Genomic DNA, 11,797 nt, shown 5'->3' with positions numbered 1-11,797 from the left:
CATGACGCCATCCCTCATCGCCGGTCTTCTCGACTCGCGCGCCTTCGCGATCTTCGCCCGCATCGTCCTGACCTTCGTCTTCTGGGGCGCCGGGCTCGACAAGCTCAACCATTTCGACGCTGCGGTCGCCGAGATGGCGCATGTCGGGCTCAATCCGCCGGCCGTCTTCGCCATTCTCACGATCGCGACTTTGCTGGTCAGTTCGGTGCTGATCATCGCCAATGTCGCGGCCTGGCTGGGCTATGGCGCGCTTGGCGTGTTCCTGGTCCTCACCATCCCGCTCGCCCATCCCTTCTGGGCGGCCAGCGGCGACGAGGCCGTGATGCATTTCCGCGTCGCTGTCGAGCATGTGAGCCTGATCGGCGGCCTGATGACCGGCGCGATCCTCTCCCACCGCACCCGCGCCGCCAAAGCGCCCCGCTCGCTCTCGCCTGGCCCCGCGACGCCCTGAAGCGGCGGGCCGGGGACAAGCCTGCGCGGCGGGCGCTCCCGGCCGTCAGGGGGGTTCCCCTCCCCCCGCCCCCCGCTTAAGGTCGCCGCCGCAGCGGACGTGGCGGAATCGGTAGACGCACGAGACTTAAAATCTTGCGCCGTTAGGCGTGCGGGTTCGAGTCCCGCCGTCCGCACCAAGGCTTGCGTGCTACTTCTGGCGCGCGGCCAGCCAGGCCCGCATCTCGGCGATCTCCTTTTCCTGATCGGCGATGATCTTCAGAGCCATCTCCTTGGTTCCCGGGTCCGTGGCGTAGGCCAGAGCGACCTTGGCCATGTCGATCGCCCCTTGATGATGCGGGATCATGTGAGTGCGGAAATCGACGTCCGCATCGCCGGTATAGGGCACGGCCATGGCCGTCATCATGGCGGCATCGGCGGCCTTGAAGGCTCGGGTGGAAGGCGCCTCCGCCGGCCCGGAGCCGGCATCGCCATGCCCGGCATGCGGCGTGGTCTGCGCGCCGACCCCGCTCGCGAGACTCAGGCCGATGAGGAGACTGGCGACCGAAACCTTGGTCGAGAATTTGGCCGTGCGTTTGCGCATGATGTCGCTTCCGTTCGGTGGTGGGCGTATGCGGGCCTCGGCGTGCGAACGCGCCGATCGCGGCTTAGAACCGCAGGGAGAAAGTCCCCTTGACCAGATTGCTGGTCTCAGCTTGCGCCAACTGGCCGGCATAGAAAACCGAAAGCGTCGCCGCGGGGGTGAAGGCGATGTCGAGGCCCGCTTCCACCAGCGCCGAGTCGGCCGCGACGGGAACGCCGGAAATCGCAAACGGCAACGTGGCGGCGGCTCCGAAGGCGATCAGGGTCTCGGGCGCCGTATCGCCGAAGGCGTGCTGCCAGGCGAGTGTGCCGCGAAACCGTGCCGCCGCCACGCCGAAGGCGAGCGGGGCGCTCAGCCGCGCGCCGAGGGTGGAATAGGTCACGCCGGCCTGTGATCCGCGCCCCGTCAGCGCCGCCACGCCGCCGGTCTCGGTGAAGCCGTCCATTGCCACATCGACATAAGCGAGGCCGACGAACGGCTCCACTTCCAGCCCCGCAGTGCCGGAGGCTGCGGGCCTTTGCCCTGGAACTGCCTGCCCGGCCAAGGCGAATGCATAGCCGATCTCCCCGAACACCTGAGCGGTGCGAGCCGACGTGTCGGCTGTCACGGCATCGGCAAATCCGGGAAAGGCGACGGTCCGGCTGGCGGCGAGATCGGTCCAGCTATAGGCGCCGCCGAGGCGCACGCCGAGCGCGCCGACGGCCGCGCCGCCATAAAGCGCGACATGGGCGGTGTCGGTCGAAAAGCCCGAGGACCGCGCATCGACCTGATAGGAGCCGGCGGAATAGCCGGCGGCGAAGCCCGCCCGCACGTCGCCCTCGCCGAGCGTGAAGCCGCGATCATAGCCGACCAGGACGCCGCCGGTATCGCCCGACACGGTGGCCGCATTGCCGTTTCCGTCGATCCGGCTCCATGCGCCGAACCCTTGCGCCCAAAAGGCGTCGGGATCGCCGGGTACGCCCGGGGGCGAAACGCCTGCGAACGCGCCGGGCTTGGGATCCCGCAGCGGCGCGGCCGCACGATCGAGCACCGCCCGCCGCAGGATCAGGCTCTCGCTTTGCAGCACCGACAGCGCGGAGGGATAGACCTCGCCCGACAGCGCGTCGAAGGCGGCCGGCGCCTGATCCCGCGTCACGCCGACCAGCGCGCGGTTCAGCAGCGTTCGATCTCCGAGGCCGGCGGCTCCGGTCGCCGCGCCGATTTCGTTGGGGGTCCGCGCGAGGGCGGTGAACGGCACAAGGCTGCGGACCAGCGTCAGCCCCATCGCCGTCCCGTCCGAAACGACATCGGGCGCGAGGAAGGGGAGGACCGAGCCCGCCGTGCCGAAATAGGTCGGATCGAGCGCAAAGCTGCCGGCGATTCCTCCTGCTGCGGTCAGCACGACGTAGCGGGCGCCGAGCGTGGGGCTGAAGCCGGTGCCCGGCACGAGCGCCAGCGTTCCGCCTTCGACCGATACGCTGCCATCCACGGCGAGAAGATCGCTCGTGCCCGAAGCTCCGAGCTCCGCGATAAAAGCGGAGCCCGGCTGAAACGCGACATTGCCGTTGACCGCCATAGCGCCGATCGAATTGCCCGGTGCGACCCGGCCGTTCACCACCAGGGCGCCGCCGATATAGCCGGTACCGGTCAAAAGCCCCGTGTCCAGCACCGACCCGGTGACGCGCCCGTTATTTACGAAAAGCCCGGCATTGAGGACCGGTCCGTCGATGGCGCCGGAATTGTCGAGCGATCCGTTGTTCACCACCAGGCCCTGGAGCGCCCCGCTCAGGACCAGACCGGCGCCGGCGGCGATCGCAGTCCCACCGGTATAGGTGCTGGTGCCGCTCAATTGCTGGATGCCGCCGGCAATGATCAGCCCGCCGCCCGTGCCACCGCCGATGCCGCCGTCACGGAGGCTGCCGGAGAACAGGCCTGTCCCAGCGGTGATGGTTAGGGTCTGGGCGCCGAGATCGACGACGCCATTTCCGGAAAGCATTGCGACGGCGGCACCCGAGGCGGTGCGGGAGATATCCAGCGTGCCGTCCAGCTGGAGGCCGGCCGAGGCGGCGATGCTGCCGGGGCCGGCGAGCGCGAGCCAGCCGCCAGCGGCGACCCCGGTGCCGCCAGTATAGGTGTTCGCCGCGCTCAAGGTGAGCACGCCGCCGGCCGCGACGCCGAGCCCGCCGCTGCCCGAAACGACGCCCGCCAACCCGATCGGTCCGATCTCCGGACCGATCGTGACGGGTGTCGTCATCGGCATGTCGGTGACGAAGCTGGAGGTGTAGCCGATCACCATGTTTTCGAGGTCGAACAGCACCGAATTCTGCGTGAAGAAAGCGATCCCGAGGATTCCTACACCGTTCCCTATGGTCTGAATGAGATCGGTGGGAAGCGGCGCGTCGGGCGCCGAGACGATCGCCGTCGCGGCGGCGCCCGGCACCGCCGCGGCGACCGTGAGCGTGCTGCCGGCGATCACCGCGCCCGTGCTCGGGGTGACATAGCTCGCAATGTCCGCGGAGGTCGAAATTTCGATCAACTCCGTGCCGGTGTCGAGCAAAGTGGGGGAGGCCCAGGTGACGGTGGCGAGACCCGGCGCGCTGAGGGCATAGGTGAAGACCAGATTGAATTCGGTGCCGCCATTCGCGCCGGAAACCGGGAAGTTCGATCCGCTCTCGCTCCAGGGCACCAGGGTCGTGAACTGCGCGCGCAGCTCGGGTGTCAGCCCGAGCGTGACGCAGGGGCTGCACGGCAGGCCGGCGGGGCCGTTCGCGGCCACCACATAGCCGGACGTCGTCGCCTGACCCAGCACGCCCCCGAGCGTCGCGCCGCCTTGATGCGAGACGAAGGCCCCGGCGCCGAAGACGCCGTAGAAGGTGCCAGCCATGGGCGCCTGCCCGGCCGCCAGAGCCTGCGCCCAGGCCAGCGACTCGGAGTACGGCACATTGTCGGCATTGGTGTAGAGGACCGGCCCGGTGCCGCCGGTCGTGACGATATAGGTGCCCTGCGCGACCTGGAATCCCGCCCCCGGCGCGGTGAGCGTCTGCACCGGAGCGCCTGCCGGAGTGTAGAAGGTGAGCGAAGGATAGGTCACCTGATTTAGCAGGAAGCCGTAGGTGCCGTCGCCGTAGAGATAGGGAATGCTGCCGACGAGGGTCGACGTCGCCGGGGGAACCCAGCTCGGATCATAAGCGAAATTGAAAGAAGAGGATCCGGTATCGAACAGATAGGGTTTCGGCGCCCCGTCGCCGATCCCGACATAGACGAGCAGCCGGAGAGAGGAATCCGAATCGACGGCATATTGGAGCGGAAAGCTGTCCGCCCTCGCGGGGGCCGCCCAGAGGAGCACCGTCGCGGCCGTGCCCGCCAGGAAGCGCGCGCGCAGTCGTCTTAAGCTGTCTTCGCGCGTCGAAGCCGGCACGCGGCGTGGCACGGCCCTCCGAGCGTCGGCAAGTCCTCCGACCCTGTCCCGCAACGCTGCCCCTCCCTTTTGGACGATTCCGTGCCCGATTTCCCGCCCCGCCGCCCTCTCGTTAAGGAAAGCGCGTTCTTAAACTCTGGGCAACAGCCGACGGCCGGGACACGCCGCGACCGACGGGTTGTTTTCGCCTTCCCCGCAGTGAACGCAGACCTCCCGCGCAGAAACTGATGGATGTGCGTGCGCTTCCTCTTGGCGTAAAGACAGGTCCGCGCCGGCATCCCGGTGCCCCGCCCTTCTCGGTTTCCACCATGCTCTCTTCTCATGCGACAAAGGTGCCGCCGGCCGCCGGAATGTCGCTGGCCCTCGTCGGCGTCGTCGTCGCCATGGCCTCGATCCAGACCGGGGCGGCAATCGGCAAGAGCTTGTTCCCCGCGGTGGGACCGGCGGGGGCGACCACGCTCCGCCTGGTGTTCGCGAGCCTGATCCTCGCCGTGGTGTGGCGGCCGTGGCGCCATCTGCCGCCGCGCGGTGCCTGGCGCGCGATCCTGCTCTACGGCGCTGCGCTCGGGGGCATGAACCTGCTGTTCTACATGTCGCTCGCGCGCATCCCGCTCGGGGTTGCCGTGGCGCTCGAATTCACCGGGCCGCTGGCGGTCGCGGTGGCGGGGTCGCGGCGGCTTCTGGACTGGCTGTTCGTCGCCATGGCCGTGGTGGGCGTGGCGCTCCTCCTGCCGTTCCACGGCGCGGCCGAGGATCTCGACCTAATCGGCGCGGGCTACGCGCTGGCCGCCGGCGCCTGCTGGGCGGTCTATATCCTGTTCGGGCAGAAGAGCGGCGCGCAGGTGCATGGCGGAGCGGCGGCGGCGCTCGGCATGATCATCGCGAGCTGCGTTGCCCTGCCGGTGGGGATCGCCCAGGCCGGCGCGGATCTCTTATCCTGGTCCCTGGTGCCGGTGGCGCTCGCCGTCGCGGTGCTGTCGAGCGCCCTGCCCTATTCGCTGGAGATGCTCGCGCTGAAGCGCCTGCCGACGCAGACCTTCAGCATTCTCATGAGTGGCGAGCCGGCGCTCGGCGCCCTGTCGGGACTGATCATCCTCGGCGAGCACCTGACGGTCAGCCAATGGCTGGCCATCGGGCTCGTCGTCGCCGCCTCGGCCGGGTCCAGCCTGTCGGCGCAGCGGAAGGCGAGCCCGGAAATTCTCACCTGAGGCGGCGCGGGCCGCCGCAGGTCAGGGCCGCCGGATCGACCGGGCCGCGATCCGGCCTTGGACTACGCCGCCTTGGGATAGGCGATGGGCGCGTCCGGATCCTGCCGGGTCGGGTTGAGCAGCCGCTCATGGTAGAGTTCCATGATCTGCAAAAGTTCACTGCCCCAGGCGAGGCTCGACTGCTGCAGGAAGGCAATCTCCTTCATCATGGGGTTGCCTTCGCCGCCCTCCAGCGTCGAGAGCTGGGCGAAAAGGCGCATCTGCTCCTGCATCTGGGTGGCGCCGAGCCGCTGAAGACGGGTGGCGGCCTCCATCGGCAGATCGACCCAGAGGGTGCGGGCGGCGGTCATGGGCCAAGCTGCGGGAGGGGTTGCCCCCTGCCACGCCTGCGCCCAAGCCTGGAATGCGGGATTGTCAGGCATGGTGCAATCTCCCTTCAAAGAAGACATAATCTACCATGTCCGCGCCGGGTCCGTCCCGGGCGCGTCCGCGATTTCGCCCCCGTATGATCCCTTAAGGGGCGCGCCGGCTGGCAAAGCGCGGGCGGCAGGTCAAGTAAGGGGCGGTCTCGCGGCGCGCGTGGCGATAAGGCCCGGTGCGCGCGCGGCGGAGAATCGCGCGGCGGAGAGTTCCGACGCCGGCCGTGCAAGAGCGCCCAAGGAGAACATGCTCATGGCCCATCTGCCCCGCGACTTCCGCGAAATCCGCATGGAGCTGGCGCGCGAGAAGGCGCATCCCGCCGGCGCGCGGGACTTTGGCTACACCTTCGTCGCCCCGCTGGACGCACGCGGCCATATCCTCCCCGACCTCTGGGCCGCGCATCGCGACCAGTGCCGGGTGGTGCGCTTCCGGCCCGATGAAATGGACGAGATCGGCCATCTGGTGCGCCGCCCCGGCGGAAGCTGGGCGTTCCGGTACGACATTTCCGGCACCGACGACGACGAGGCCGGCTTCCGCTTCGGCGACGAGCGGTTCGAGGTCGGCGAATATGTCTCGGTCCGCGAGGACGACGACGTCCACACCTTCCGCATCGTCTCGGTCGAACCGGTCTGATCAGGCGGGAAGCCGCCCCGGCGGCGTCGCCCCCTCGAGCAGCAGGTCGCTCTCGTCTTTGAGCGCGATGCCGGTGACACCGCGCCGGAACGCCTCCTTCAGCAGCCAAGCGAGCTTGAAGGCGGCGGCGGCATGGGACAGGCCGGCGCCGCGCACGTTCGAGATGCAGTTGCGCTCGGCGTCCGAGCGCCCCTGCGCCGGGGCGAGCGTGAGATAGAGGCCGAGGCTGTCGGGCGAGGACAGGCCGGGCCGCTCGCCGATCAGCACCGCCACCGCCCGCGCCTTCAAGAGCACACCGACCTCGTCGCCTAAGGCGACGCGGGCCTGTTCGGCCACCACGACCGGCGCGCACCGCCATCCCTGCGCGGCGATCCAGGGTTTGAAGGCGGCGAGGAACGGCACCGCCTGGGCATGGACGGCAGCCGAGGAGAGCCCGTCGGCGACGACGATCGCCAGATCGGCGGGCGCGCCCGACCCGCCGGCGAGTGCGACGCGGCTCGCATCGCCGAGCCGGCGGCCGAGATCGGGGCGGCGCAGATAGACATCGCGGGCCGGGGCCGCGCTCGCCGCGCGCAGGACGGAAAAGCCGAGATCCGCAATGCCGCGTGCCACCGCATCGGCGTCGAACGGCATGTGGACGGCGTCGCGCGCCTGCGCATGCGCCAAGGCGAAGCGCAGCACCTCGGCGGTCGGCAGGCTGGCGCCGGTGCGGCCCAGCGCGATGCGCGCCGGGGTATGGCGGGCGAAAGCGAGCCAGGGATCGCGCGCGATCATGCCGCCCGCTCCGCGACGAAGCCGAGCAGCGGATGGTTGGCGCTCGGTGTGAGCAGCCGTCCGTCGGCGCCGGTGATCCCCATGCGCGCGAGCCACGCTTCGAATTCCGGCGCCCGGCGCAGGCCGAACACTTCGCGCACATAGAGCGCGTCGTGGAACGAGGTCGACTGATAGTTCAGCATCACGTCGTCGGCGCCGGGAATTCCCATCACATAGGTCACGCCCGCCGCCGCAAGCATGGTGAGCAGGGTGTCCATGTCGTCCTGGTCGGCCTCGGCATGGTTGGTGTAGCAGACGTCGCAGCCGAGCGGCACGCCGAGCAGTTTGCCGCAGAAATGGTCCTCCAGCCCGGCCCGGATGATCTGCTTGCCGTCATAGAGATATTCCGGCCCGATAAAGCCGACCACAGTATTGACCAAGAGTGGCTCGAACGCGCGGGCCACGGCATAAGCGCGCGCCTCGCAGGTCTGCTGGTCGACGCCGTGATGTGCCCCGGCGGACAGAGCCGAGCCCTGCCCGGTCTCGAAATACATGGCGTTCTGGCCGATTGTGCCGCGCTTCAGCGCCTTGGCCGCCTCGTAGCCCTCCTTCAGCACGGAGAGGCTGACGCCGAACGAGTGGTTCGCCCCCTCCGTCCCGGCGATCGACTGGAACACCAGATCGACCGGCGCACCCCGGTTCATCAGGTCGATGGACGTGGTGATGTGGGTAAGAACGCAGTGTTGCGTCGGGATCTCGAACCGGGAAATGACCGCATCCATCAGGTTCAGCAGCCGCTCGATGACGGGGAGACTGTCGGAGGCGGGATTGATGCCGATCACCGCGTCGCCGCTGCCATAGAGCAGGCCGTCCAGGATGGTGGCGGAGACGCCGGCCGGATCGTCGGTGGGGTGGTTCGGCTGGAGCCGGACGGCCATCGTGCCGGGCAGGCCGATCGTATTGCGGAAGCGCGTCACAACCCGGCACTTGCGCGCGGCCAGAACGAGGTCCTGGTTGCGCATGATCTTCGACACGGCCGCCGCCATTTCCGGCATCAGCCCCGGCGCCAGAGCGGCCAGAGCGGCTGGGGTCGCCGCATCCGACAGCAGGAAGTCGCGAAAATCGCCCACCGTCATCGCCGAAACCGGAGCGAAGGCGGTCCCGTCATGGGTGTCGAGGATGAGGCGGGTGACCTCGTCCGCCTCGTAGGGGATCAGCGCCTCGGACAGGAAATGCTTGAGCGGCAGATCGGCGAGGCACATCCGCGCCGCGACATTCTCCTGCGCGCTCGTCGCCGAAAGGCCGGCGAGCATGTCGCCCGAGCGGGGTGGCGTCGCCTTGGCCATCAGATCCTTCAGATCCGAAAAGACGTAGCTCTTGGGGCCGATGCGATGGGTGAAGGACATGGACCGCCTCTGCGCAGGTCACGGACCTGAATTAACACGCAAGAAACATGCCTTCCTCAAGAGAAATCGCACTGCCTCACCCGCCGTGACGATCCAACGCCTCCTGCCGGATCGCCGAGAGCGTGCGCATGGGGGTCAGCGCCTCCGGGTCGAGCTTGCAATGCAGGATCGCCGGCAGGCCGCTGGCCTGTGCACGGGCAAAGGCGGGCAGGAAATCCTCCGTCCGCAGCACCGTTTCGCCATGTCCGCCGAAAGCGCGCGCATAAGCGGCGAAGTCGGGATTGCGCAGCGTGCTCGCCGACACCCGGCCGGGATATTCGCGCTCCTGGTGCATCCGGATCGTGCCGTACATGCCGTTATCGACCACGATGTTGATGACCGGCACGCCATATTGGACCGCGGTGGCGAATTCCTGCCCGTTCATGAGGTAGCAGCCGTCCCCGGCGAAGGCGACGACGGTGCGGTCGGGGAACTGGCGCTTGGCCATGACGCCGGCCGGAATGCCGTAGCCCATCGAGCCGGAGGTCGGCGCCAGTTGGATCCCGCCGGTGCGGAAGCGGAAATAGCGGTGGATCCAGGTCGCGTAATTGCCCGCGCCATTACAGATGATGCAGTCCGCGGGCAGCCGATCGCGCAGCGCCGCGATCGCCGCGCCATATTGGAAGTCGCCCGGCAGATCTGCGGGGCTCTCGGTCCAGGCGAGGAAATCGGCATGGCCCGCGCCGGTCGTCTCCTCCCACCGGCCCTGCGGCAGATCCGGCACGGCGGCGAGCGCCGCGGCGAAGGTCCCGGGCGTCGCCTCGATGGCGAGTTCCGGCTGATAGACCCGGCCCAGTTCCTCCGCGCCGGAATGAACATGAACCAGACGCTGGCGCGGATTGGGAATGTCGATCAGCGTATAGGCCGAGGACGGCATTTCCGACATGCGCGCGCCGAGCAGGATCAGGAGATCCGCCGTCTTCACCCGGGCCGCGAGCTTCGGGTTGGGGCCGATGCCGACATCGCCGACATAGCAGGGATGGTCGGAGGGGAAGCGGTCCGCCCGGCGGAACGAGGTCGCAATCGGCAGGGCGCAGCGGGCCGCGACGGCCGCGAGATCGGCGCGCGCCGCGTCGGTCCAGCGGGTGCCGCCGAGGATCATCAGCGGCCGCTCCGCCGCCCGCAGCATCTCGCCCAGGCGCGCCACATCGGCGGGCGCGGGCGCGGGCGCGGCGGGCTCCACATAAGGCGCATCGGCGACGCTGGCGGTATCGGTGAGCACGTCCTCCGGCAGCGCCACCACCACCGGGCCGGGGCGGCCCTGAAGCGCGACGCGGAACGCGCGGGCCACCAGTTCCGGGATGCGCGCGGCGTCCTCGATCTCCACCACCCATTTTGCGATCGAGCCGAACACGGCGCGGTAATCGAGTTCCTGGAAGGCTTCGCGCCCACGCATGCCGCGCTCGACCTGGCCGACGAACAGAATGAGCGGCGTCGAATCCTGAGCGGCGATATGGATCCCGGGACTGGCATTGGTCGCGCCCGGCCCGCGCGTCACGAAACAGATGCCCGGCCGCCCGGTCATCTTGCCATAGGCGTCCGCCATCATCGCCGCGCCGCCCTCGTTGCGGCAGACCAGAACATCGATCGCCGCATCGTGGAGCGCGTCGAGGACCGCGAGATAGCTCTCGCCGGGGACGCAGGTGAGGCGCTCCACCTTCTGGGCGATCAATTGGTCGACGATGAGCTGCCCGCCGGTGCGGGGCGCATGGGGGGAGGTCATGACGCAGCGTGCTCCGCAAGGGCAGCGAGAATGGAAGCGGTGTCGGCGCCGAGGCGCGGGCTGGCGGACGAGGCGACGAGGCGCTGGCCGTCCATGACGATCGGACAGGCGACGCTGGGCACGGTGCCGCCCCCCGCCTCCGGCAGCATCACCTTCAGGCCGCGATGGATCACCTGGGGATCCGCGAAAACCTGATCGATCGCATTGATGGGCGCGGCGGGAACGCCGACGGTCTCGAGCCGAGCGAGCAGATCGTCCCGGGCAAATTTCGCCGTCAGCGCCGCGAGCGTCGCACAGAGCGTGTCGCGGTGGCGCACCCGGTCGGCATTGTGCAGATGGTTCGGGTCGAGCGCGATCTCGGCGGCGCCGAGCACGGCGCAGAAGCGCGCGAACTGGCCGTCATTGCCGACCGCGACGATGAGATGGCCGTCCGCCGCGGGAAACACCTGGTAGGGCACGATGTTGGGATGGGCATTGCCCATGCGGTGCGGCACCTCGCCGGAGACGAGGAAATTGAGCGCCTGGTTGGCGAGAACGCTGACCTGGGTGTCGAGCAGCGCCATGTCGATCCGGGCGCCCTTGCCGGTCTCGCCGCGCCGGTGCAGCGCCGCGAGAATGCCGGCCGTCGCATAGAGGCCGGTGAAGATGTCGGCGACCGCCACCCCGACCTTCTGCGGCTCGCCGGCCGCCTCTCCGTTGAGATCCATCAGGCCGCCCATGCCCTGGACGAGATAATCGTAGCCGGCGCGCGGCGCATAGGGACCGGTCTGGCCGAAACCGGTGACCGAGCAATAGATCAGGCGCGGATTGAGCGCGCTCAGCGTCTCATGATCGAGGCCGAAGCGGGACAGTCCGCCGACCTTGAAATTCTCGATCAGCACATCGCTCTCGGCCGCCAGAGCCCGCACCGTCGCCTGCCCTTCCGGACTCTCGAAATCCAGTGCGATCGATTTCTTGCCGCGGTTGGTGGCGTGGAAATAGGCCGCGCCGATCGGCGCGCCGTCCGCCCCGGTCGCGAAAGGCGGCCCCCAGCCGCGGGTGTCGTCGCCGGCCCCCGCCCGTTCGACCTTGATCACCTCGGCCCCGAGATCGGCGAGCAATTGGCCCGCCCAGGGACCGGCCAGGATGCGGGCGAGTTCCAGCACGCGAATGCCGGCGAGGGGTGCGGCCATGAAGAGGTCTCTG

Annotated in this window: 10 protein-coding genes and 1 tRNA gene; 4 read left to right on the top strand and 7 right to left on the bottom strand. The window is 69.0% G+C overall.

The features are described 5' to 3' along the window. The first annotated feature begins 1 nt into the window (after position 1). Positions 2 to 451, top strand: coding sequence for a DoxX family protein (locus tag EDC64_RS15690; RefSeq protein WP_132033036.1), 450 nt, complete (start codon positions 2 to 4; stop codon positions 449 to 451). A 93-nt stretch (positions 452 to 544) separates the two neighbouring features. Then, positions 545 to 629, top strand: a tRNA-Leu gene (locus tag EDC64_RS15685). An 11-nt stretch (positions 630 to 640) separates the two neighbouring features. Here EDC64_RS15685 and copM read toward each other — a convergent pair. Together copM and EDC64_RS15675 are read right to left on the bottom strand one after the other, a co-directional pair. Then, on the bottom strand, positions 641 to 1,033 hold the full coding sequence (gene copM / locus EDC64_RS15680; protein WP_132033034.1) for a CopM family metallochaperone: 393 nt from the start codon (positions 1,031 to 1,033) through the stop codon (positions 641 to 643). Between the two features lie 64 nt (positions 1,034 to 1,097). Beyond that, positions 1,098 to 4,442: an autotransporter family protein gene (locus tag EDC64_RS15675; RefSeq protein WP_132033032.1), complete on the bottom strand. Its 3,345-nt coding sequence runs from the start codon at positions 4,440 to 4,442 to the stop codon at positions 1,098 to 1,100. Positions 4,443 to 4,780: 338 nt separating this feature from the next. On the opposite strand from EDC64_RS15675, the gene EDC64_RS15670 reads away from it, so the two are divergent. Beyond that, on the top strand, positions 4,781 to 5,638 hold the full coding sequence (locus EDC64_RS15670) for an EamA family transporter (RefSeq protein ID WP_245504729.1): 858 nt from the start codon (positions 4,781 to 4,783) through the stop codon (positions 5,636 to 5,638). Positions 5,639 to 5,700: 62 nt separating this feature from the next. Here EDC64_RS15670 and EDC64_RS15665 read toward each other — a convergent pair whose 3' ends face one another. Beyond that, on the bottom strand, positions 5,701 to 6,060 hold the full coding sequence (locus tag EDC64_RS15665) for a hypothetical protein (protein WP_132033028.1): 360 nt from the start codon (positions 6,058 to 6,060) through the stop codon (positions 5,701 to 5,703). A 250-nt stretch (positions 6,061 to 6,310) separates the two neighbouring features. Between EDC64_RS15665 and EDC64_RS15660 the strand changes: the two genes are divergently transcribed. Beyond that, positions 6,311 to 6,691 (top strand): hypothetical protein, encoded by a 381-nt coding sequence (locus EDC64_RS15660; protein WP_132033026.1) that lies wholly within the window; start codon positions 6,311 to 6,313, stop codon positions 6,689 to 6,691. On the opposite strand, the gene eutC is transcribed toward EDC64_RS15660, so the two are convergent. From eutC to EDC64_RS15640, 4 genes are all read right to left on the bottom strand, one after another. Then, positions 6,692 to 7,465, bottom strand: a complete 774-nt coding sequence (gene eutC, locus EDC64_RS15655; protein ID WP_132033024.1) for an ethanolamine ammonia-lyase subunit EutC — start codon at positions 7,463 to 7,465, stop codon at positions 6,692 to 6,694. Further along, positions 7,462 to 8,850: an ethanolamine ammonia-lyase subunit EutB gene (locus EDC64_RS15650; protein ID WP_132033022.1), complete on the bottom strand. Its 1,389-nt coding sequence runs from the start codon at positions 8,848 to 8,850 to the stop codon at positions 7,462 to 7,464. The genes eutC and EDC64_RS15650 overlap by 4 nt, the downstream gene beginning before the upstream one ends. A gap of 76 nt (positions 8,851 to 8,926) precedes the next feature. Beyond that, entirely contained in the window at positions 8,927 to 10,612 is a 1,686-nt protein-coding gene (locus EDC64_RS15645; protein ID WP_132033020.1) for a thiamine pyrophosphate-binding protein, read from the bottom strand. Next, complete coding sequence (locus tag EDC64_RS15640) at positions 10,609 to 11,784, bottom strand: CaiB/BaiF CoA transferase family protein (protein WP_132033018.1); 1,176 nt, start codon at positions 11,782 to 11,784, stop codon at positions 10,609 to 10,611. Before EDC64_RS15640 ends, EDC64_RS15645 begins: the two co-directional genes overlap by 4 nt. Between the last annotated feature and the right edge of the window lie 13 nt (positions 11,785 to 11,797).

The sequence above is a fragment of the Aquabacter spiritensis genome (assembly GCF_004346185.1).
Lineage (GTDB): Bacteria > Pseudomonadota > Alphaproteobacteria > Rhizobiales > Xanthobacteraceae > Aquabacter > Aquabacter spiritensis.
Note: the sequence above shows the minus strand (reverse complement) of the source record. Positions and strands in the feature narration are given on the sequence as shown.